Origin of the sequence: Pelagibacterium luteolum (assembly GCF_900100665.1) — a bacterium.
Lineage (GTDB): Bacteria > Pseudomonadota > Alphaproteobacteria > Rhizobiales > Devosiaceae > Pelagibacterium > Pelagibacterium luteolum.
On sequence record NZ_FNCS01000003.1, the window covers coordinates 123793 to 146094 of the forward strand.

The following is a 22302-nucleotide window of genomic DNA, read 5'->3' on the forward strand; positions in this document are numbered from 1 at the left end:
TTTAGTCTCCTTTTGAAGGCATCCCAGGATGAGACGCCGTCGGTCATCTGTGCGACCGGAGACAGAAACGAGCCCGTTTCAAAATAAGTTTCAGTTTTTATTATTTATTTTCAAAGGCTTAAAAGACGAAAAGCACCTATCGCGCTGGCGACCTGTGTCACCAACGCAAGGCATTCTTTGTTGACGAGAGAAAAACACGGAGCGCGTAAAGGGCTCAAAAACTCGCCGGGGTTACGGATGGTTAACCGCCCCCGTCCCCGATCGTTCCAACAATTAACATGCCGTCATCCCGCCGCTGCAGGAACAAGCGCGGCAAGTTATCCCGACACACAGCCTAGGATGACGACGCTTCGCGCCGGCAGAACCGCTTGCGAGGAACGTTCATCCAGGCGCGCGCCTCCGCTGGAAGCGAGAACGATATCGAATGTCAGGCCATGCTCGGAGGGCAGCGTCACGACGCACTCTTCGAATAGCCGGTTGAACCACACGAGAAGAATTTCACCCGCTTCGTGCAGGAACATGCCCAAGACCGATGCGTCCGGTATCCCCCAATCACCCGGCCCCAACTCCGCGCCGTCCGGCGTCAGCCACATCACGTCCTTGAATTTTTCCCCCATCTTGCCGGAGAGAAATTTATCGGAGCGAAAGGCGGGATGGCCGCGCCGGAGCGCTGCGAGGTCTGAAACGAATGCCGAAAGGTCGAGGTCCGCAGCGTCCCAGTCGAGATGCGTCAGATTATTGTCCTGGGCATAGGCGTTGTTGTTACCGCCCTGGCTGCGCCCGATTTCGTCCCCCGCCGTAATCATGGGTGAGCCATGCGAGACGAACAGCGTCGCCAGCAGCGCCCTGACGTCACGGTTCCGCGCCTCGAGAACCGCAGGATCGCGCGTTGCGCCCTCGATCCCGCAATTCCACGAATAATTCGCCCCGTGCCCATCGCGATTGTTCTCGCCATTGGCCTCGTTGTGCTTGTCGGCAAACGCCACCAGATCGGCCAGCGTAAACCCGTCATGGGCAGCAAGAAAGTTGACGCTCGCCGAAGGCTTTCGCCCATCATGATCTAATTTGTCCGCCGAACCGGCCAACCGCGTCGCCAATGCGCCGAGCATATAATGATCGCCGCGCCAGAACTGGCGCACATCGTCCCGATAGCGGTCATTCCATTCGAAAAACGGATCACCAAATCCGCCCACATGATAGCCCCCGGGCCCCGGATCCCACGGTTCGGCGATCAAAAGGCAGGATTTGAGCACGTCGTCATTGCGAATAAGGCTGAGCATCTCGGCATCGTGCCGATACCCCTCCGCCGTGCGCCCCAGAACGGTCGCGAGATCGAAGCGAAAGCCGGCCACGCCGAATTCGGTCACCCAATGGCGCAAGCTGTCGATGACAAGAGCCTGCACGACCGGGTGATCGCATTGCAGTGTATTGCCGGTCCCCGCGTCGTTGACCAGCCGCATCTCCCCGTTGACCTCGACATGGCGATAATAGGTGCGCGCATCCAGCCCCTTCATCGAGATCACCGGCCCCAGGATGTCGCTTTCGCCGGTATGGTTATAGACCACATCGACGACCACCCTGATGCCGGCGCGCCGATAGACGGCGATCATGTCGCGCACATCGTCGGGACCGTTCGGCGCCAGCCGCGGATCGGGCGCAAAATAGGTGATGGGGTTATAGCCCCAGCCATTGGTCAGCCCGAGCGCCGGGAGATGCCGGTCATCGATCCAGGCGGCCACTGGCATGAGCTCGACCACATCCACACCAAGCGACACGATATGGTCGATCACCTCGGGCGTCGTCAGCGCCTTCAGCGTCCCCCGCAGAGGCGGCGACACTGCCGGGTGGCGCATCGTATGGGCGCGGACGTTGAGCTCGTAAATCAGCGCCGGTCGCCGGGCATCGTCCTTTGGCCGCGCCACCGGATCGGGACGACCCGGCACGATCGCCTTGGGCACATAGAGGGCCGTATCGACCGCCTCCGGGCGCGCCAGACACAACTCCGGATGCAAAACGAATTGCCGATCGATCCGTCGCGCGTACGGGTCGACCAAAAGCTTGTTGGGATCGAAATAATACCCCTGCTTGGGGTCATACCGACCATCGGCCCGCAATCCATACCGCGCGCCCGCAGATAGCCCCGCAATTTGCGCCGACCAGACATGGCCGTCGCGCCCAAGCGCGATCCGATCGGTTTCCCGGTCGGCATCGTCGAAAAAACAAACCCAGATTTTTTCGGCGGTTTCCGAATAGACGCCGAAGCTGACGCCATCCGCAGCCAGCGTCGCCCCCAGCTTCACGGTAGGGCCCGTTGGCCTCAAGTGATGACCGTGGGCACGTCGCGACCCGTTCGGGCCTTGATCTCCGCAACCTCATCGGCCAGCACAATGAGGTCTGACAGCGCCTCCTGCGTTTCGCGGTCGTGATCCCCGTCGGCGGGCTCGTAACGCTCGATATAAACGCGAAGCGTAGCCCCCACCGTCCCCGTCCCCGAAAGCCTGAAAACGATCCGTGAGCCATCGGCAAACCCGATGCGGATGCCCTGCCCATTGGTCTGCGATCCATCGACAGGATCCGAATAGGCAAAATCATCGGCCAGAACGATTTGACGCCCGGCAAGCCCATTGGCCTTCAGCTCGGGCAGCTTGGCCCGAAGGTCGGCCATCAGCCGGTTTGCAGCCTCGGCATCGACCTCTTCATAGTCGTGGCGCGAATAGTAATTGCGGCCATATGTGGCCCAATGCTCGCGCACGATCTCATCTACGCTCTGCTTGCGAACGGCGAGGATATTGAGCCAGAGCAGCACCGCCCAGACCCCGTCCTTCTCGCGCACATGGTCCGACCCCGTGCCCGCGCTTTCCTCACCGCAGATGGTAACCCGGCCCGCATCGAGCAGATTGCCGAAAAATTTCCAGCCTGTCGGCGTTTCGTGCATCTCGATGCCGAGCTTTTCGGCCACGCGGTCGGCGGCCGCACTGGTCGGCATCGACCGCGCAATGCCGGCAATCCCGCGCGAATAGCCAGGTGCGAGATGCGCATTGGCCGCCAGCAGCGCCAGCGAATCCGACGGCGTTACGAACCGGTTGCGCCCGATGATCAGATTGCGATCGCCATCGCCGTCAGATGCAGCGCCGAAATCTGGCGCATCGGCGCCCATCAAGAGATCATAGAGATCCTTGGCATGAACGAGATTGGGATCGGGATGACCGCCGCCGAAATCGGGCAGCGGCACGGCATTGATAACCGTGCCCGCGGGCGCACCCAGCCGGCCCTCGATAATTGCCTTGGCATAGGGCCCCGTCACCGCATGCATCGCATCGAACTGCATCCGGAACCCCGATGCAAACATCGCGGCAATCGCATCGAAATCGAAAAGCGTTTCCATCAGCGCCGCATAATCGGCCACCGGATCGATGATCTCGACTGACATGCCGGCCACCGTCTCGACGCCAATCGTCGACAGGTCGATATCGGGCGTATCGACGGTCTTGTACTGGGTGATTTCCTTGGAACGCGCATAAACCGCGTCGGTTATCTTTTCCGCCGCCGGACCGCCATTGGTCCCATTATACTTGATGCCGAAATCACCATCCGGTCCGCCAGGATTGTGGCTGGCCGAAAGCACGATGCCGCCAGACGCATTATAGTGCCTGATGATGTGCGAAGCCCCGGGCGTCGAGAGAACGCCGCCCTGCCCCACGATCACCTTGCCGAACCCGTTCGCTGCCGCCATGCGGATGGCGATCTGGATGACGGTGTCGTTGAAAAACCGCCCATCCCCGCCGATCACCAGCGTCTCGCCGTCCTTGTCCGGCAGACTGTCGAACAGCGCCTGGATGAAATTTTCGACGTAATTGGTCTGCTGAAAATGCGTCACCCGCTTGCGCAAGCCCGATGTCCCGGGCTTCTGGTCGCTGTATGGCGTGGTGGCAATTGTCTTGATCACGGGTAAAGTCCTCAAACTTGCAATCTTATTCCTGGATTACCCCAGGATTTAGTCCCGGGGTCCAGCCTCGGTGCATCCCAACGCCCACCGGCGCAATTTTGCTCCGAGCCCCGTCATCGATTCAACAACGCCCCATAAAGCGCTGCATATTTCCGCGCGCTGTTGGTCCAGGACACATCGGTCTTCATGCCCTTGCGCTGCATCCGCGCCCAGATATCGGGCCGCTGATAAAGCGACACGGTGCGCGAGATCGCCTCACCGAGATTAGGGCCGTCGACCGGGGAAAACTGCACCCCTGTCGCCACGCCCGCCTCGATCGCCGCCTCATTGGCATCGATTATGGTATCGGCCAGCCCACCCACACGGCTGACCAGCGGGATCGCCCCGTAGCGCAGAGCATAAAGCTGGGTTAGCCCGCACGGTTCGAACCGCGACGGCACCAGAACAACGTCGGCCCCGCCCTGCACCAGATGCGAAAGCCCCTCGTCATAGCCCTTGATGAACCCCACACGCCCCGGGAACCGCGCCGCCGCTTCCTCCATGGCGATTTCGAGGTCGGGATCGCCCGACCCCAGCACCGCCAGCCGCGCACCGAGCGACACCAGCCAATGGACGTTCTCGGCAACGATATCGATGCCCTTCTGCCACGTCAGGCGCGAGACGATGCCAAACAGCGGACTGCCATCCTCCTCGAGCCCGAACCGATCGGCCAGCGCCACGCGATTGACCTCACGCTTGCGCGTATTCGCCGCCGCAAAATTAGCCGCCAGATCGGGATCCGACTGCGGATTCCACGCCCCGTCGTCGATGCCGTTCAAAATGCCGTAGAGATCGTGGCTCCGCTCGTTGAGCAGCCCCTCGAGTCCCATCCCGAACGCCGGGGTCCGGATTTCCCGCGCATAGGTCGGGCTGACGGTCGTGATCGCATGCGCGCACTGCAGCCCGGCTTTCAAAAACCCGACCCCGCCATAATACTCCACCCCACTCATCGCAAACGCATCGGGCGGCAGACGCAGATGTGGAAATATATCCGCCGGATACGCACCCTGAAACGCGATGTTGTGGATGGTCACCACCACCTTGGTCGTCTCGTCGCGCCCGAACGCCACATAGGCGGCCGCCATCGCAGCCTGCCAGTCATGGGCGTGGACGATCTCGGGTCGATAGCCCGCAACCAGCCCCTTGGCCAGTTCCGCTGCCACCCAGGAGAGCGCCGCGAACCGCTGCCAATTGTCCTCCCAATCTTTTCCGGTCGCATCGACATAAATGCCCCCCGCCCGATCGAACAGATGCTTGGCATCGAGAACGATGAGGTCGAGATCCCCCACCCGCGCCGCGATCAGCTCGGCCGGCCCACCAAACAGATCGGCGAACTGGGCAACACTGCGCCCCTTCTTGATCGCCCCGATCACCTGCGGATACCCGGGCACCAGCGTCCGCATCGAAACGTCCTGACTCGCCAACGCGCCCGGCAGCGCGCCGGCCACATCGGCCAGCCCGCCCGTCTTGATCAGGGGATAGACTTCGGAAGCGACTGAGAGAACGTCCATCATCGATTGGCGAGATATCTGTTGATCATCGGCTGCGTAATCAGCGTCACCCCATTGGGCGAACGGCGGAACCACTTCTCATCGAATTCCGGGTCCTCCCCGACAACCAGCCCATCGGGAATATCCACCCGCGCATCGACCACCACCTTGTTCAGCCGCACCCCGCGACCGATCGCGCAGCGCGGCAATATCACCGCCTCATTGAGCTCCGAATAGGAATTCACCCGCACCCCGGTAAACAGCAATGTCCGCCGCAACTGCGCGCCCGAAACGATGCAGTCGCCCGAAACCAGCGACGAAATCGCCTGCCCCCGCCGCCCGTCGATATCGTGCACGAACTTGGCCGGCGGCGTGATTTCCGCATGCGTCCAGATCGGCCACTCGCGATCATAGAGATCGAGCTGCGGCGTCACGTCGGTCAAATCGACATTGGCCTCCCAATACGCATCGATCGTCCCCACGTCGCGCCAATAGGAGACGTCTTCGTTCTCCGACCGCACGCAGGAGCGCGGAAACCGGTGCGCCCAGGCGTTACCGTTATTGACGATATGAGGAATGATATCCTTGCCGAAATCCCGGCTCGATCCTTCCGTCGCCGCATCGCGCCGCAACTGGTCCATCAGGAACTTGGTCTCGAAGACATAGATCCCCATCGACGCCAGCGAAATCCCCGGCTTGTCGGGGATCGAGGGCGGATCCTTGGGCTTTTCCATGAACTCGACGATCTTGTCGCGGCCGTCCACATGCATCACACCGAATGCCGAAGCCTCCTTGCTGGGCACCTCTAGACACCCCACCGTCACATCGGCCCCGGTGTCCACATGCTGGCGCAGCATGATCTCGTAGTCCATCTTGTAGACATGGTCGCCGGCCAGCACCACGATGTACTTGGTGTTGTAATCCTCGATGATATCGATGTTCTGATAGACCGCATCTGCGGTCCCGGCATACCACATGTCCTCCGCCACCCGCTGGCTGGCCGGCAGAATGTCGAAGCTCTCGTTCCGCTCGGTGCGCAGGAAGTTCCACCCGCGCTGCAGATGCCGAATCATCGAATGCGCTTGATATTGCGTCGCCACCGATATGCGGCGAATGCCCGAATTGAGCGCGTTCGACAGCGCAAAATCGATGATGCGAGACTTGCCGCCGAAATAGACGGCCGGCTTGGCGCGCCGATCGGTCAGCTCCATCAACCGCGTCCCGCGGCCGCCCGCCAGCACATAGGCCATGGCATCACGCGCCAGTGGCGCTGGGGTCTTGTTGTCGACCATGTTCCTCTCCTTTTGACCATCGCTCCGGACGTTCTCTGGCCGGTTGCGACGCGGTTATCGTTTTTGTTTCAGTCCAGTCATCAATCAGGCTCAAATTGCAGGATAAGCGTCGCTAAGGGCGGCACAACGATTTCGGCGGTGGCCGGATAGCCATATTCGTTGCCGGGCGTCGCTGTGATGACACCCTGATTGCCGGCGTTCGATCCGGCATACCAACCCGCATCGGTGTTGATCCGCTCGATCCACCGCCCCGCCGCAGGCATTGGCAGGCGATATTTCTCGCGCGGCACCGGCGTAAGGCTCGTGATCACGACGACCGGCGACGCGTCAGGCGCCTTGCGCATCCACGCAAGGATCGAGTTCGCCTGATCGCTGGCGATGATCCACTCGAACCCTTCGGGCTCGCAATCGCGCGCGTGCAAGGCAGGCAGTTCGCGATAGACCGTATTGAGATCGGAAATCAGCCGCCGCAGGCCTTCATGCGATGGCGCGTCGAGCAGCCACCAGTCCAGCGCACCGACCTCGCTCCATTCTTCGCGTTGCCCAAATTCCTGGCCCATGAACAACAGCTTCTTGCCCGGATACCCCCACATGAAGGCGTAATAGGCCCGCAGATTGGCGAACTTCTGCCAGTCGTCGCCCGCCATCTTGGTCAGAAGCGACCCCTTGCCATGCACAACTTCGTCATGGCTGAGCGGTAGGGTGAAATTTTCCGAAAAGGCGTAAAGCAGCCCGAACGTCAGATCGTGATGGTGATACCGGCGATGAATGGGATCGCGCTGCATATAGCGCAGCGTGTCGTTCATGAACCCCATGTTCCATTTGAACCCGAAGCCCAGCCCCTTGGCATAGGTCGGCGCTGTCACTCCGGGCCAGCTCGTCGATTCCTCGGCCACCGTAAACGTACCCGGATGCTGTCCATAGGTCTCGGCATTGACGCGCTGCAAGAACGCGATCGCCTCGATATTCTCGTTGCCGCCATGCTGGTTGGGCACCCACTGCCCCGGCTGGCGCGAATAATCGAGGTAGAGCATCGACGCGACAGCATCGACCCGCAGCCCGTCGAGGTGGAATTTTTCCAGCCAGTAGAGCGCGTTGTTGACGAGAAAACTCGACACTTCCTTGCGCCCGAAATTGTAGATCGCCGTGTTCCAGTCCGGATGATAGCCCTGCCGCGGATCGGCATGCTCATAAAGCGCGGTTCCGTCGAACTTGGCCAACCCATGCTCGTCGGTCGGGAAATGCGCAGGCACCCAGTCGAGGATCACCCCAAGCCCGGCATTATGCGCAGCGTTGACGAACCGCGCAAAACCGGCCGGATCGCCAAACCGCGCCGTCGGCGCATAAAGCCCGGTCGGCTGATAGCCCCAGCTCGGATCATAGGGATGCTCGGTGATCGGCATCAGTTCGATATGGGTAAATCCCATATCGGCGGCATAGGGCACGAGCTGTTCGGCCAGCTGATCATAGGACAGGAAGCCACCATCGGGCCGGCGGCGCCATGAGCCCAGATGCACCTCGTAAACACTCATCGGCTCGCGGCGATAGTCGCGCGATTTGCGCGCCTCCATATAGGCTTGATCGGTCCAGTCGAAGGGTGTGGGATCGGCAACGATCGACGCCGTCTTGGGCCGCATTTCGGCCTGCTGCGCATAAGGATCGGCCTTGAGCGGCAGCAAATTCCCCGCCTTGCCGATGATCTCGTATTTATACTGCGCGCCGGGCTTCACATAGGGCAGGAAGATTTCCCAAATCCCGGTTTCCGATCGCCTGCGCATCGGATGGCGACGGCCGTCCCATTCGTTGAACGAGCCGATCACGCTCACGCGCTGCGCATTGGGTGCCCAAACAGCGAAATGCGTGCCTTCGACGCCCTCGAACGTCATGAAATGCGCGCCCATCTTGTCGAACAGGCGCAGATGGGAGCCTTCACCTATGTAATAATCGTCCATCGGCCCCAGAACCGGCCCGAACGTATAGGGGTCGACCACTTCCCACCCGCCGCCCGAATTGGACGCGCGATAAAGGATCGGCTGCCGGGAGGGCAGAGCGATTTCACCTTCGAAGAACCCGGCATCGTCGCGCCGCTCCAGCGAGCCGAGGGATTTTCCATCCAGCGTCAGCGCTTCCAGCGTCTCGGCATAGGGAATGTACGCCCGCGCAAACCACTGCTTGCCGGATTGATGGAGACCGAGAACTGAGAAGGGATCATCGTGTTGACCGCTCACGATCCTGGAAATCGTCTGCGGATCGGCCTGCCAGCCGGACTGCTTTTTCGCCAAAGTCTTCTACTCCCCCCTGATGTTGATCATCAGTGCCCACGATGGAACTTGCGCGGGGCCGCCAGGTTCCGGCGGCCCGCAGTCTTTCCTGTAAAATCAGGTGTGACTGGCCCTCCAAATATCATCGGCATACTCACGGATCGTTCGGTCGGACGAAAACCACGCCATGCGCGCGGTGTTGCGAACGGCCATGGCGTTCCACACCTTGCGGTCAGCCCAATAGCCATCCACGACCCGCTGCGCCTTGCAATAGGCGTCGAAATCGCGGGCCACCATGAACCAGTCGTGATCGTAAAGCCCATCCATCAATTGGCGATAACGGCTGCGATCATCAGGCGAAAAGACGCCTGAGCTGATCGCCTCGATCACTTCGCGCAATTGGTGGCTGGCCTCGATCATTTCGCGCGGCGAGCGGTGCTGGATGCGGATTTCGTTCACCTGATCAGCCGTCAGCCCGAAGATGACGATGTTTTCAGGCCCCAGTCGCTCGCGCATTTCCACATTGGCGCCATCCATGGTGCCGATGGTCACAGCGCCATTGAGCGCGAACTTCATGTTTCCAGTGCCAGACGCCTCCATCCCCGCCGTCGAAATTTGCTCGGAGAGATCGGCAGCCGGAATGATGGTTTCGGCCAGAGACACGTTATAATTGGGCAGGAACACGATCTTGAGCAGTCCGCGCACCGCCGGGTCATTATTGACCACCTTGGCAACGTCGTTGATCAGCTTGATGATCAGTTTCGCGTTCCAATAGCTCGGTGCGGCCTTGCCGGCGAACACCTTCACCCTCGGCACCCAGCGCTTTTCCGGGTGTGCGCGGATCATATTGTACTGCGCCACCGCCTCCATGATGTTGAGAAGCTGGCGCTTGTACTCGTGGATACGCTTGATCTGGATATCGAACAGGGCGTCGGGCGAAACCGCAATCCCCATCCGCTCCTTGATCAGCGCCGCGAGCGCGACCTTGTTCTGCCGTTTGACGGCGGCAAACTGGTCCTGGAAAATCTTGTCCTCGGCATGGGCATCGAGCTTGATGATCTGCTCGATATCATCGCGGAATTCTGGGCCGATGCGGTCCGAGATCAGCTTCGTCAGCGCGGGATTGCACTGCATCAGCCAGCGCCGCGGCGTCACACCATTGGTCTTGTTGTTGATCCTCTCGGGGTAGAGCTTGTGCAGATCGGCAAAGACGGTCTGCTTCATCAATTCGGTGTGCAGCGCCGAAACGCCATTAACCGAATGCGAGCCGACAAAGGCCAATTGCCCCATACGCAGGCGCCGTCCGCCATTTTCATCGATGAGCGAAATCGCCGCGATACGGTCGTCCCCGATACCCTTTTCGCGCGCTTCCTCCAGCACCATCGCGTTGATCGCGTAGGCGATCTGCATCTGGCGCGGCAGAAGGCGCTCCAGCAGCGCCACGGGCCAGGTTTCCAGCGCCTCGGGCAACAGCGTGTGGTTGGTGTAAGAGAACGTCTTGCGTGTCAGCGTCCAGGCCTGTTCCCAGGCCAGCCCCTGCACGTCCATTAGAATACGCATCATCTCGGCGATCGAAATGGCCGGATGCGTGTCGTTGAGCTGGATCGCCACCTTGTCGGGCAGCGAGCCGAGATCGCCATATTGCTGTAAGTGCCGGCGGATGATGTCCTGTAACGACGCCGAGGAGAAAAAGAACTCCTGCCGCAACCGCAATTCCTGCCCGGCCGGGGTCGAGTCCGCAGGATAGAGCACCCGCGTAATCGTCGACGCCTTACCGCTTTCTTCAAGTGCACCGAGATGGTCGCCCGAATTGAACCTGTCGAGCAAAATGGGGTCGATCGGCTGGGCGCTCCACAAGCGCAGCGTGTTCACCCTCGCACCGCGCCATCCCACCACCGGCGTGTCATACGCCACGGCGTGAAGGTGCTCTGCCGGATGCCAAACCTGCCGCACGCTGCCATCGGGTTGCTGTATTGGTTCGACATAGCCGCCAAACCCGATTTCATACGCACTCTCGCGCCGCTCGAACTCCCAGGGATTGCCGTGGGCCAACCAGTTTTCAGGCAGCTCCACCTGCCAGCCATCGCTCATTTCCTGCCGGAACATGCCGTTGACGTAGCGGATGCCATAGCCATAGGCCGGCACCTTCACCGAGGACATCGATTCAAGGAAACATGCGGCGAGCCGACCAAGGCCGCCGTTACCCAGCGCCGCATCGGGCTCGCGCTCGATCAGGATGTCGAGATCGACATTGAAGGACGCGAGCGCTTCGCGCACCGTCTCCATCATCCCCAGATTGGAGACCGCATCGCGCATCAGCCGCCCGATCAGGAACTCGAGGCTGAGATAATAGACGCGCTTTTGCGAATTGCGCCATGTGTCGCGCGTCGACTCCATCCACTGATCGATGATGCGATCGCGGACGGTCAGGATAGTGGCCGTCAGCCAGTCCGTGTTGCGGGCAACGATAGGATCCTTGCCGACAGCATATGTCAGCTTTTCAAGGATCTCGTTGCGGAGTGTCTCCGCATCACTGGCGCGTGGCTGGGGGGTCGGAGCATCGAAAACGATTGGCTTCTGCGGCATGTCGCAACCTGTGTGTCATGGCCTGTCCTCCCCTCAGAGAACATCAACTCTTGCACGAGATGATTGCGCTTTCCAACTACTTTCGTCGCATGCCCACCCCGCGTGGCGCACATCGGTGTCGCCAACTCCAGAAGGGCTCCGTCGATCACGCGCACATTCTCCGATCTCGAGCCATATGTTGACGGTTGTGCGAGACCGCACACACCCGCCTTCGCCAAATCCGCTCGACGAACGAAATATAAGCCATTGATTTAACTTATATATTTCAGAGAACCCGCTTATCCCCGCCCCTCAAAATCGTGCTAGGATATATCCAGGCCGAAAAATCGCTCCACGAGATGGAACGAACTGAATTCAACCGCGTTATTCGAACAGCCGATGAAGGCGCCCCTACCTTCATCGAGCCAAGCCCTGACCCTAAAGAGGATTGCTGCCCGGCGATCCTCTTTTTTTATGAGAAATGCGTTTTTTTGCCGGAACCTTTGTTTCAGCAGCGCATTTACGGGACAAGCGAACGCGTTTCCCCCAAGCGCTTCGCCCTCAGAAAGGCCGGAAACCTCAGGGTTTCCGGCCTTTCCTCGTTTAGGGCATTATCGATTTCAGGTGATGTGATTGCCGTCGATATTAAGGACGTACTGAACGCCAAGCGGCGTCACATCGAGCGTGCCCGACCCTTCGACGGCCAGCGGCACGACGCTCTCGAGGAACTTGCGGGTCAACGGCTCGACCGGAGTGGAAACCGACCCAACCCCAAGCTTTTCCGACCATTTGACCACAAGCGTTCGCCCCCCATCCGGCCTCGGATCGAGGTTGAAAGCGACAATGATATCAGCACCTTGGGCCTGCAGCTGCCCGTTCCGAACAGCGTTTGCCGCCAGCTCATGGATCGCCAGCCCCACGTACAACGCCGCGCTCGGAGAGACCACGAGATCATCCCCTTTCACGCTGACCGGCAAGCTATGATCCTGATGGAACAGTGCAATCTGCCGCGAGATCAGATCGCTCAAAAGGGCACCCTGCCAGTCGCGATCCGTCACCAGATCCTGCGCACGGGCAATAGCCTGCAAGCGCCCGGAAAACGATGCGACAAAGCTCGGAATGGAGTTAGCACTCCGCGCCGTCTGGGAGGCCAGCGACAGCACGATCGCCAGGAGATTGCGCGAGCGATGGCTGACCTCGCGCAATAGGTTTTTGAGCTGAACTTCCTTGCGTTTCTGGGCAGTTACATCGATCACCGTCGAATACACGCCCAACGCCGCTCCGTCGCCGTCGACATCGGGATCGACCCAGATATCGAACCAACGCACCTCACCCGCCAGATTAACCGGCAGCTCAAACCGCTGCGGATCGCGGGTTTCCATGACATGAAGCTTGACCGCACGCAGCCGCTCGGCCGCCAATCGCGGGAGGAATTCGGCGTCCGTCGCGCCGAGCACATCGACCGATTCGATACCGTGGGGAAGATTTTCGACCCATTCGTAAATCAGGTCGCGATTCTGGTAGCTGAGCGACACCGGTGTCCGGCTCAGAGCGCGCATTGCAAAAGCAAAACGCCGGGAGCTTTCAACCCCGCCCCCGCTTAATCTACCGTTTTCGTGACCCTTCATAGGCGACGCATTTTTATCCGTGTTGTTCACGAGCCCCACTTGGACGGTTTCACCGCTCAACTTCCCCCACAATGGCCGGGAGTCAGCGTTTCAGTCTGTCCCCCGAGCCCCGTATCACGACCACTACCATGGCGATGAAAATTGCAAAGACCATAATCTTTGCGCTCCAGCGCCCCCCGGTGGGAGGCGCCCGTAGAACTAACCGACATCAAGGAGAGAACGGCGCCCGGACAGCGCCGGTTCCGAGCCAAATGAAACTAAGCTGCCTGTTCCATCTGTTCGGAGAAGAACAGAACCTGGCTGACCAGCGCCTTGACCATATCCGGCTGGAAAGGCTTGGTGACGAGGAACGCAGGTTCCGGCCGCTCGCCAGTCAAAAGGCGCTCTGGAAACGCTGTGATGAAGATCACCGGCACACTCGCCGAGCGCAGCATGTCGTTCACCGCGTCGATGCCCGAACTTCCGTCAGCAAGCTGGATGTCGGCGAGCACCAATCCCGGCCGGCGCTTGTTGAACAACTCGATCGCTTCCTTATGGGTGCGCGCAACCCCGGTCACCGTGTGGCCGAGCGATTCGACCATCTGCTCGATGTCCATCGCAATCAAGGGCTCGTCCTCGATGATCAGGACACTCGTCGCAACCTGCTTGGCCATCTCGCTGGACGCAGTATCGATCAGTTCATCGAACCCCTGCTGATCCACGCCCAGAATTTCAGCGCCTTCAGCGTGGGTAAACCGCTCGACAGCGACCAGAAGGAACGCTTGACGCGGCAGCGGTGCAATGGCCTTCAAGCTCCTGCGCGCCTGCTCTTCCCATGCATCAGCAGCGGGCGGGAGATCGGACAGGTTGATTTCGACGGACTGCCAAAGCTGAGAAAAAACCTTGTAGAGCGCCACTTTGGCGTTCAGATCGGTTGGAAATATCGACCTGTCCGCGACGAGCGCTTCCAAAGTGGCCGAAACATACGCATCGCCACTCGACTGGCTCCCTGTCAGGGAGCGCGCAAATCGCCTCAAGTAGGGAATGTGCGGCGCAATCAACTCAGCAAGATTCATTATAGAAAAGCTCCCTCGATATCCGCCCGCCATTGGACGCGGCAGGCGACAATGGCCCCTTAACGACATTATGGATGAAAAGTTCCAGATACCAATGGAACTTTTTTGCCGCAGCAACGTTTTGGCCCACAATTATAAAGACGCTATGACGCTATATGGGGAAAATACGTTGACTCAACTCAGCAGCAATAGAATGGCAAAAAAGGACGATGAAGTGGAGAATTCCACCGGAAAGCCTGGCATGAGTCCTGACTCTCAGGCGTTCATCGGCCTTAAGTTGCGCGAGCTTTATGACGACGTCGTCGCCGAGCCCGTGCCCGATCGCCTCCTCGAGTTGCTTGGCAAACTCGGCGAGGACGAAAAAAAACCGAAGTCCGAGTAAGGGGGGTCGTCATGTCCAACTACGATTTCCGCGCCGAACTTCTGTCGGTCATCCCCAACCTGCGCGCTTTCGCGATGTCGCTTGTCGGCACTGCCGACAAGGCCGACGATCTCGTCCAAGAGACGCTCGTGCGCGCTTGGGACAAGCGATCATCGTTCACGCCTGGCACCAATCTCAAGGGCTGGCTCTTCACAATTCTTCGCAATGAATTCTACAGCCAGATGCGCAAGCGCAAACGCGAAGTATCCGACCCGGAAGGCGCGATGGCCGAGCGCTTGTCGAGCCATCCTGAACAGGTCGGGAAGCTTGATATGGAAGACTTCAAGAAAGCTGTGAACCAGCTCCCTGAGGATCAGCGTGAAGCTCTCATCCTCGTGGGCGCCTCGGGCTTTTCCTATGAAGAAGCCGCCGATATCTGCGATTGCGCGGTCGGAACCATCAAAAGCCGGGTCAGTCGCGCACGGACGCAACTCTCCAATATCCTCAAATTGGAAGGAGATGGAGAATATGGTCCTGATGCGGTTGCTGTGGGTGTGATGAATCTGGCATCGCCAGCGGCCTGATCTCACATAAATGGCGAGAAATGTTGAGGTTTCGGGATTTACCCCGGAACCTCTTTTCGCTTTTTGCGTTACGAGACGGGACAACAGCCAACATGGGAGGCCGCCAATGGCCCGCGCTGCTACCAGCAATCCTCGTACCAAGGACGACACCGATCCGCGCGATCCCGCCAAGGATCTCGATTCTGAAATCGCGGCTCTTCGTGAAGACGTAGCGGCGATCACCGCGACACTCGGCGATATCGTCAAATACCGCACAGGCGAAGCCAAGACCGAAGTCCGCAAGATTCGTCGCCGCGTCGAACGCGAAGGCGAAGAAGCTTTGGAGCAGGTCCAGGACAGTTTCGAAGCGGCCGAGAGCGAACTGAAGGCATCGATCCGCGAAAAGCCGATCACCTCGGTCCTCATCGCCGCCGGCATCGGGTACGTCATCTCGAAAATCCTTTAAGAGCTGCCAAGATGGCGCTCATCGCACCATTTGCGGCGGTAACCGGCCGTGCCAGTTCCGCCGTCCGCTCCGCTGGACAGACTGTCGTCGCTTACGTGCTGATCGGCCTTTTGGGCTTGGGCGGCACAGCATTTCTGCTGGCGGCACTCTTCATATGGCTGGCTGCCGCCACCGACCCGCTTGCCGCGTCACTGATATTGGGCACGGCTATGCTGGCGATTGCGGGTATCACGCTAGCGGTTATCTCCGCTGGCGCCAGTCGCCGGAAGCGCGAACGCCGTCGCTCTTCGACGGACGCAGCGATGATGGCATCCACCCTGTCCCTTGCGACCACAGGCTTGAAATTGGCTAGCAGGGTCCGCGGACCACTTCTTATTCCTGCCCTGGCAGCTATCGCCGCCGGCTGGTACCTAAGCCGCTCAGGCGGAGACGACGACTAATTCGCCTGACATGACTAAGTTGAACAAAGGGTCGGACACATTGTCCGGCCCTTTTTCGTGCTCTAATGGATTGCCGACCGCGCCTGTGAGCCCGTCTTACATGTCCGACAGGGAAGCCCACAACTTGTGGTGAATTGCCTTGGTGTGGGACTGTCGCCAAATCCGCTCGCGACCCTGTAGCCCTGCCCTCACATAGGGTACTCAGCATGCGCCTCGCTTAGTGCGAAATCACTGGCCATGCTTTCGCATTCCCAGCCCCGTGCGTTTCGCTAGCGGCCCCCACACCACCCGAGCTGCCTCTTCAACGAGATCTCCATAATGCGCGGCGGGTGGTAGCAACAAAAGGCGAGTTGCCTAAGGCCCGTCGCACATCGTTACGGGCGCACCTTCATGTATCTCGATGCCCTGGGCCGGAGCCGGCAGGTCTCTGCAACCAGCAATGACAACCAACCGCGCATACAAAGGCCGGCTGTTTCCAGCCGGCCTCTCTTATCCGATATGTTATCGAATTATTCGACGATGTAGGTGTTGTCGGCAGGCGAAGCTGTATAGGCGTCTTCGTCATACTCCGGAGCAGCTTCAAGCTGTTCCGCACTCAGCGACGTGCGCAGAATGAGGTCACCATCTTCGTCGCGCAGGAATTCGAGGTTATCGAAGCCTACTGCAACTTCCTTGGTGCCGATGCCCAGGAAACCGCCGAAGTCGATGATCACTGCGTCAACCGAGCCGTCTTCCGACAGAAGGATGTCGCCGATCGAACCAATGTCCTCGTCGCCAGCACCGTAAACCGTAGTGCCAGTCAACTCGTCAGCCGTAATGTCAGCAACGGCTACGGTTTCATAGCTGTCCCAAGCGGGTGCAGTTACGACAGCAGCGTCGTCAGCCATGGGCTCATCTGTCGCCATAGCGTCATCAGCGGGGACTGCGGCAGCGTCGTCACCGGCAGGTGCCATTGCATCGTCTGCAGGCACTACTGCGTCGTCTGCGGGCTCCACTGTGTCATCAGCAGGGGCCATTGCATCATTGGTGACGGGCGCAGGTGCGGCAGGTGCCATTGCGTCACCGCCAGCCGGAGCCATCGCGTCCATTTCGGCAGCCGCGTTGGCTTCGCTCTGCAGCCATTCTTCGCGGTTGAATTCAGCAGCATTTTCAAGCTGCTCGCGGGTCATGCCTGCAACCAGACGGTTGTTGCCATCTGCATCTGTTGCCAGTTCAAGGTCTTCCCAGTTGATGGCCACGTTCTTCTGGCCAATTCCAAGGAAACCGCCGACGCCGACGACAACGGCACCAATTTCACCATTCTGGTCGAGAACGAAATCGTTCACATCGCCGATGGCTTCAGCGTCGTCACCAGTCGAGTTATAAATGGTTTCGCCGAGAATTTCGGTTGCAAGCCAACCGTCGGCATTGATGCCGGTTTCTTCAGCGCTAACGAGAGGCACTTCCGGCGTTTCAACCGGTGCTTCCATAGCAGGGTCAGCAGGGGCCATTGCAGGATCGGCCGGAGCCATGTCCTGGGCATAAGCGCCGCCAGCAAGAACCAGCGAGAGGGCAGTAGTAGCAAGAAGCTTGCGATACATAAGTTTTCTCCTGAAATCGCTTGTTTCAAGTTCTCAGGCAGGGGCCGCGGATCCAATTGCATCCATCCGGTCGACGATCCAGCCATCATGCCCCATCAACGCGGGGTCTATGGCTTGGTTCCCCCGGGAAACGTAATTCAAACAAGGTCGTAAAAACGTGGAACGGAGAGCGGAGACACCACGTTTCCTAAGGTTAAGGAGGTGCCACGAGGGCGTAGCCTATGTCGAAAATGCCTTGTTCCCGGCACGTTTGCGTCACCATGCCAGCACACTAAACAGTCATAACCCCACGACCTTTCAAACGATCGTAGGTTTGTGATGAAGCTCGTAGAACCGTTCGCCCGCCGCTCGCTGAATGTCATGTCCGCGGCGCCAATCAAAGGCTACAACCGCAGGAGTTTTGTCGTTGGCTGGGTGGCAATCGTCTTGGTGGTCGCTGCTGGGTTCTCGGTCGCTGCAGGCCCTCTGTCCTATTCGACCGCCGAAACGCGGGTCGCTAGCGTCGGCTCCATCATCACGCCCTCAGGCAGCTGATCCTCAGACGGCTTGCCCCGCGCACCAGCCCGATGACCATGCCCACTGAAAATTATACCCTCCCAGCCAGCCGGTGACATCGACGGCTTCGCCTATAAAATATAGGCCAGGGACGGATTTCGCTTCCATCGTTGATGAATTCAAATCCGACGTTGATACGCCCCCTAGCGTCACTTCGGCCGTACGGAAGCCTTCGGAGCCTACAGGTTTCGTCGTCCATCGCGTGACATGACCTTTAAGCGCTTCGATATGCGCCTTGGTGAGATCGGCCACCCTTCCCGAGACTCCCGAACCTGTGACGATGAATTCGGCGAAGCGCCGTGGGAGCAGCGCCGAGAGAGCGGAGATCACACTGTCGGACCCTGAATTGGCACGCAGGCGGGCAATCCACTCGTCAAATACGATATCGGGCAGAAAATTGACCTCTATAGCCTGCCCTTCGCGCCAATAAGATGAGATCTGGAGTATAGACGGACCGCTCAGGCCGCGATGCGTGAAGAGAAACCCTTCCCGAAATCTTGTCTTTCCCTGCGCGACGATCGCATCGATCCCAATCCCCGAGAGCGGCTTGGTTTTCTCAAGCAATCCAGGTTCGAATGTGAGCGGGACCAGAGCCGGCCGCGTTTCGGTCACTGACAGCCCGAACTGTTCGGCCAGCCGATATGCAAGTCCCGTCGCACCCATCTTGGGGATCGACTTGCCACCACTCGCAACGACAACGGCTGAGGCCAAAATAGGGCCCGATGAGGTGGTGATACGAAAACGGCCATCGACCCTCTCTAGGGATTTTATGGTCTGGCCGAGTTCGAGTGTCGCTCCAACCGCCGTCATCTCGCTGACGAGCATGTCTATGACCTGCTGCGCCGAGCCGTCGCAAAACAGCTGGCCCAGCGTTTTCTCGTGATAGGCAATGCCATGCTTTTCGATGAGCGCGACAAAATCATGTGGCCGATAACGCTTAAGCGCCGAGATTGCGAACCGAGGGTTTGCTGAGAGAAACGCGCCCGGCTCTGTATGAATATTCGTAAAGTTGCATCGCCCGCCGCCCGATATGCGAATCTTCTTGCCCGGCGCGTCGGCATGATCGAGCACAATGACGGAGCGCCCCCGCCGACCCGCGACCGCTGCGCACATCATGCCCGCCGCCCCTGCCCCGATTATCGCAACATCGACCTGACGCATTTGAACATCCCCAAAAAACAAACCCGCCCGGCGAACCGGACGGGTGCTTGTAACCCAAACTTGGGTAACGGTCAGGCTACGATCAGCGTCGCCCCGGTTGCCACGCGGCTATAGAGATCGATGATGTCCTGATTCATGAGCCGCACGCACCCGGACGAGACGTTGGACCCAATTGTCCAGGGCTCAGGCGTGCCGTGAATGCGATAAAGCGTGTCGCGGCCATTCTGGAAAATATAAAGCGCGCGTGCCCCAAGCGGGTTATCGATACCGCCCGGCTGACCATTGCGCCATTCTTCCAGCTCAGGCTCGCGCTCGATCATCGCGGCAGGCGGTGTCCATGTCGGCCACTCGCGCTTGAACTGAATGTTTCCCCGTCCCGACCAGCCGAAGCCTTCGCGCCCAAGGCCCACGCCATAGCGAACCGCCTGGCGATCTTCACGGACAAGATAGAGGTAGTAGGCACTTGTGTCGACATAGATGGTGCCCGGCCGCTCCCCTGTGGGATCGGGAACGACGCGGCGATAGTAGGCCGGGTCGACAAAGCGCAGATCGACTGCCGGTACGTGGTGCTTCTCGTTGGGAAGCGCTCCGTACATATTGACGTAGAACGGGTCGAGCTGCGGAGCCGGCGGTTGCGTCGGTGCTGGCTGGGTGGACGTGCAACCAGCTAGCGCAAGCGCCGAAAGGCTGGCAGCGCCCGCAATGAAGTGGCGTCGGGAGAGAAGGCGGTTTTCTGAAATCATTTTGGCGTCTTCGTGGGTTAAAGGCATGCGCGTGGGAGGCGCGTGCAAGGAGAATATGGCAGCGTCAACATTGTTCCGCCTCCTACATGCCACAGTGGCGGCGTGTTGCTCGCGCACCACACTACCCCTGGCGTGCCCGCCCCCGCGCATCATGCATGCCGTCTGCCGAACTGTTTCATATCGCCCGGTTTTGCGGCCCTCAAGCTGCTCGCCGACGAACTCGCCATATGAAACGACAATGGTTTACAATGCAGAAAGGATAATTCCGCCTCGCGACAACGTGACTAACTGGATCACACTAGGCCTCCAGGTCCTCGCGCAGCATTTCGAGTTCCAGCCACCGATCTTCCATATCCGCGAGCTTGCCCTGCTGAGCGACAAAGTCCGCCGTGGCCGTCTCGAACGCCTTGGAATCCCGCGCATAAAGCGACGCGTCGTCGAGAGTGGATTGAAGCTCGGCCATGCGCGCACGCACTTTGTCCATGTCACGCGGCAGGGTCTCGAGCGCATGCTTGTCCTTGAAGGTCATCTTGCGCTTGGCGATCGCCGGCGCGCCAGACTGCGCCTTGTCCTTGGACATCGCGGCCTGCTTTTCCAATTTGCGCGCCGCCACGCCCGCGCCGCGTTGGCTGACCATGTCGGAGTATCCGCCGGCGTATTCGTTCCAGCGACCATCACCTTCGGCTACGATTACCGATGTGGCCGCCTTGTCGAGAAAATCGCGATCATGGCTGACGACGATAACCGTGCCAGCATAATCGGCGATCATCTCTTGCAAAAGATCCAGCGTCTCAAGATCGAGATCGTTGGTTGGCTCATCGAGAACCAGAACGTTCGAGGGCAACGCAAGGGCGCGCGCCAGCGTCACGCGATTGCGCTCACCACCGGACAATTTTCCGACCGGCGTCCGCGCTTGCTCGGGAGTGAAGAGAAACTCCTTCATGTATCCGATGACGTGCTTGGGCTCTCCATTGATGGTCAGCGTATCGCTGCCACCGCCCGTCAACACCTCTTTGAGCGGGGCTTCCGGGTCGAGTGACGCGCGCCGTTGGTCAAGCATGGCCAGTTCGATGCGGGTCCCCACCGTCACCTTGCCGCTGTCGGGCTCGATTTCCCCTGTAAGCATGCGAATAAGCGTCGTCTTCCCCGCTCCATTGGGCCCGACAATACCCACGCGCGCGCCGCGCATGATGCGCGTCGAGAAATCGTCGACCACGGTGCGGTCACCGAATGCCTTGGAGATGGCCTCAGCCTCAACCACGAGGGCACCCGACGATCGACCCTCTGAAACCGAAAGCTTCACATTGCCCTGTGGGCCGCGATAGTCTCGGACCTGCTGGCGCAATCCAGAGAGCAAATCCATCCGCCTGACATTGCGTTTGCGGCGCGCCGTGACCCCGTAGCGCACCCAATGTTCTTCGGCCACGATTTTCCGGGCCAGCTTGTGCTGGTCCTTCTCTTCCTGCTCGAGCAGATCGTCGCGCCAGGCTTCGAACGCGGAAAATCCCTGTTCCAATCGGCGCGTTTCCCCCCGGTCGATCCAGACAGTCGTCCGCGTCAAATCCGAGAGGAAGCGACGGTCGTGACTTATAAGGACGAGCGCAGACTTCAAGGACTTGAGTTCACCTTCCAGCCACTCGATCGCGGGCAAGTCGAGATGGTTGGTCGGTTCGTCCAAAAGCAGGATATCGGGCTCTGGTGCCAGAACACGCGCCAGCGCCGCGCGACGCGCTTCGCCGCCGGAAAGGGACCGAGGGTCCTCGTTTCCCGTCAGTCCCAGCATCTCGATCAGATATCGCGCGCGGAACGGATCGTCGGCGCCCTCCAATCCAGCCTCGACATAGGCCATGACCGTGTCAAAGCCGGTCAGGTCGGGCTCTTGCGGCAAATAGCGCATCGTTGCGCCAGGCTGGACAAACCGCTCGCCGCCATCCGCTTCGATACTGCCCGCCGCGATCTTTAGGAGCGTCGATTTCCCTGAACCGTTACGACCCACCAAAGCGATCTTTTCGCCCGGAGCAACCGAAAGGTCGGCACCTTCAAGCAGAGGTTTGCTGCCGATGATAAGTCGGATCGATTGCAGCGCAAGAATGGGAGCAGGCATGGATGTCCTTGGAAAAATGCCCCGATAGGGTGACCGCCGCGACAGATGGCGAA

General features: G+C 59.7%; 17 protein-coding genes. 5 read left to right on the plus strand and 12 right to left on the minus strand.

The features are described from left to right. Positions 1–317: 317 nt before the first annotated feature. The 8 genes from glgX to BLR31_RS07160 all read right to left on the minus strand — a co-directional run bounded on the left by glgX (position 318) and on the right by BLR31_RS07160 (position 14276). The gene (gene glgX, locus BLR31_RS07125) at positions 318–2300 is read right to left on the minus strand and encodes a glycogen debranching protein GlgX (RefSeq protein ID WP_244504973.1); all 1983 of its coding nucleotides are present in this window, start codon (positions 2298–2300) and stop codon (positions 318–320) included. A gap of 17 nt (positions 2301–2317) precedes the next feature. Next, the gene (locus BLR31_RS07130; RefSeq protein ID WP_090594068.1) at positions 2318–3946 is read right to left on the minus strand and encodes an alpha-D-glucose phosphate-specific phosphoglucomutase; all 1629 of its coding nucleotides are present in this window, start codon (positions 3944–3946) and stop codon (positions 2318–2320) included. Between the two features lie 113 nt (positions 3947–4059). Then, positions 4060–5496 carry a glycogen synthase GlgA gene (gene glgA, locus BLR31_RS07135; protein WP_176762577.1) on the minus strand — a complete coding sequence of 479 codons (1437 nt, stop codon included), beginning with the start codon at positions 5494–5496 and terminating at the stop codon, positions 4060–4062. After that, positions 5496–6767: a glucose-1-phosphate adenylyltransferase gene (gene glgC / locus BLR31_RS07140; protein ID WP_090594073.1), complete on the minus strand. Its 1272-nt coding sequence runs from the start codon at positions 6765–6767 to the stop codon at positions 5496–5498. Before glgC ends, glgA begins: the two co-directional genes overlap by 1 nt. A gap of 80 nt (positions 6768–6847) precedes the next feature. Continuing rightward, complete coding sequence (gene glgB / locus BLR31_RS07145; RefSeq protein ID WP_090594077.1) at positions 6848–9049, minus strand: 1,4-alpha-glucan branching protein GlgB; 2202 nt, start codon at positions 9047–9049, stop codon at positions 6848–6850. Positions 9050–9145: 96 nt separating this feature from the next. After that, positions 9146–11614 (minus strand): glycogen/starch/alpha-glucan phosphorylase, encoded by a 2469-nt coding sequence (locus BLR31_RS07150; RefSeq protein ID WP_090594080.1) that lies wholly within the window; start codon positions 11612–11614, stop codon positions 9146–9148. Between the two features lie 599 nt (positions 11615–12213). Next, positions 12214–13152 (minus strand): sensor histidine kinase, encoded by a 939-nt coding sequence (locus BLR31_RS07155; RefSeq protein ID WP_176762559.1) that lies wholly within the window; start codon positions 13150–13152, stop codon positions 12214–12216. 326 nt (positions 13153–13478) lie between these two features. Continuing rightward, positions 13479–14276 carry a response regulator gene (locus BLR31_RS07160; protein WP_090594085.1) on the minus strand — a complete coding sequence of 266 codons (798 nt, stop codon included), beginning with the start codon at positions 14274–14276 and terminating at the stop codon, positions 13479–13481. Positions 14277–14346: 70 nt separating this feature from the next. Here BLR31_RS07160 and BLR31_RS21625 point away from each other — a divergent pair, with 70 nt between their 5' ends. The 4 genes from BLR31_RS21625 to BLR31_RS07180 all read left to right on the plus strand — a co-directional run bounded on the left by BLR31_RS21625 (position 14347) and on the right by BLR31_RS07180 (position 16106). Beyond that, positions 14347–14658, plus strand: a complete 312-nt coding sequence (locus BLR31_RS21625) for a NepR family anti-sigma factor (RefSeq protein ID WP_090594087.1) — start codon at positions 14347–14349, stop codon at positions 14656–14658. Between the two features lie 11 nt (positions 14659–14669). Further along, entirely contained in the window at positions 14670–15221 is a 552-nt protein-coding gene (locus BLR31_RS07170) for a sigma-70 family RNA polymerase sigma factor (protein ID WP_090594090.1), read from the plus strand. A 106-nt stretch (positions 15222–15327) separates the two neighbouring features. Next, positions 15328–15666, plus strand: a complete 339-nt coding sequence (locus BLR31_RS07175) for an ElaB/YgaM/YqjD family protein (RefSeq protein ID WP_090594092.1) — start codon at positions 15328–15330, stop codon at positions 15664–15666. An 11-nt stretch (positions 15667–15677) separates the two neighbouring features. Then, on the plus strand, positions 15678–16106 hold the full coding sequence (locus BLR31_RS07180; protein WP_090594095.1) for a hypothetical protein: 429 nt from the start codon (positions 15678–15680) through the stop codon (positions 16104–16106). Positions 16107–16615: 509 nt separating this feature from the next. On the opposite strand, the gene BLR31_RS07185 is transcribed toward BLR31_RS07180, so the two are convergent. Next, on the minus strand, positions 16616–17686 hold the full coding sequence (locus BLR31_RS07185) for a PRC-barrel domain-containing protein (RefSeq protein WP_090594098.1): 1071 nt from the start codon (positions 17684–17686) through the stop codon (positions 16616–16618). 318 nt (positions 17687–18004) lie between these two features. Here BLR31_RS07185 and BLR31_RS07190 point away from each other — a divergent pair, with 318 nt between their 5' ends. Beyond that, positions 18005–18220: a hypothetical protein gene (locus tag BLR31_RS07190; RefSeq protein WP_090594101.1), complete on the plus strand. Its 216-nt coding sequence runs from the start codon at positions 18005–18007 to the stop codon at positions 18218–18220. A 3-nt stretch (positions 18221–18223) separates the two neighbouring features. Here the strand turns inward: BLR31_RS07190 and BLR31_RS07195 are convergent, their stop codons facing one another. The 3 genes from BLR31_RS07195 to BLR31_RS07205 all read right to left on the minus strand — a co-directional run bounded on the left by BLR31_RS07195 (position 18224) and on the right by BLR31_RS07205 (position 22249). Beyond that, positions 18224–19402, minus strand: coding sequence for a BaiN/RdsA family NAD(P)/FAD-dependent oxidoreductase (locus tag BLR31_RS07195; RefSeq protein WP_090594105.1), 1179 nt, complete (start codon positions 19400–19402; stop codon positions 18224–18226). Positions 19403–19473: 71 nt separating this feature from the next. Next, on the minus strand, positions 19474–20145 hold the full coding sequence (locus tag BLR31_RS07200) for a L,D-transpeptidase (RefSeq protein ID WP_176762560.1): 672 nt from the start codon (positions 20143–20145) through the stop codon (positions 19474–19476). Positions 20146–20443: 298 nt separating this feature from the next. Next, positions 20444–22249 (minus strand): ABC-F family ATP-binding cassette domain-containing protein, encoded by a 1806-nt coding sequence (locus tag BLR31_RS07205; RefSeq protein ID WP_090594109.1) that lies wholly within the window; start codon positions 22247–22249, stop codon positions 20444–20446. Positions 22250–22302: the final 53 nt, after the last annotated feature.

What these genes read in the sequence shown, in the direction of transcription:
- BLR31_RS07175 (WP_090594092.1), top strand. Translation starts at nt 15,328, where the DNA reads ATGGCCCGCGCTGCTACCAGCAATCCTCGTACCAAGGACGACACCGAT.
- BLR31_RS21625 (WP_090594087.1), top strand. Translation starts at nt 14,347, where the DNA reads ATGGATGAAAAGTTCCAGATACCAATGGAACTTTTTTGCCGCAGCAAC.
- BLR31_RS07170 (WP_090594090.1), top strand. Translation starts at nt 14,670, where the DNA reads ATGTCCAACTACGATTTCCGCGCCGAACTTCTGTCGGTCATCCCCAAC.
- BLR31_RS07200 (WP_176762560.1), bottom strand. Translation starts at nt 20,145, where the DNA reads ATGATTTCAGAAAACCGCCTTCTCTCCCGACGCCACTTCATTGCGGGC.
- BLR31_RS07150 (WP_090594080.1), bottom strand. Translation starts at nt 11,614, where the DNA reads ATGCCGCAGAAGCCAATCGTTTTCGATGCTCCGACCCCCCAGCCACGC.
- BLR31_RS07195 (WP_090594105.1), bottom strand. Translation starts at nt 19,402, where the DNA reads ATGCGTCAGGTCGATGTTGCGATAATCGGGGCAGGGGCGGCGGGCATG.
- BLR31_RS07185 (WP_090594098.1), bottom strand. Translation starts at nt 17,686, where the DNA reads ATGTATCGCAAGCTTCTTGCTACTACTGCCCTCTCGCTGGTTCTTGCT.
- glgA (WP_176762577.1), bottom strand. Translation starts at nt 5,496, where the DNA reads ATGGACGTTCTCTCAGTCGCTTCCGAAGTCTATCCCCTGATCAAGACG.
- BLR31_RS07180 (WP_090594095.1), top strand. Translation starts at nt 15,678, where the DNA reads ATGGCGCTCATCGCACCATTTGCGGCGGTAACCGGCCGTGCCAGTTCC.
- glgC (WP_090594073.1), bottom strand. Translation starts at nt 6,767, where the DNA reads ATGGTCGACAACAAGACCCCAGCGCCACTGGCGCGTGATGCCATGGCC.
- BLR31_RS07190 (WP_090594101.1), top strand. Translation starts at nt 18,005, where the DNA reads ATGAAGCTCGTAGAACCGTTCGCCCGCCGCTCGCTGAATGTCATGTCC.
- BLR31_RS07160 (WP_090594085.1), bottom strand. Translation starts at nt 14,276, where the DNA reads ATGAATCTTGCTGAGTTGATTGCGCCGCACATTCCCTACTTGAGGCGA.
- BLR31_RS07155 (WP_176762559.1), bottom strand. Translation starts at nt 13,152, where the DNA reads ATGCGCGCTCTGAGCCGGACACCGGTGTCGCTCAGCTACCAGAATCGC.
- BLR31_RS07205 (WP_090594109.1), bottom strand. Translation starts at nt 22,249, where the DNA reads ATGCCTGCTCCCATTCTTGCGCTGCAATCGATCCGACTTATCATCGGC.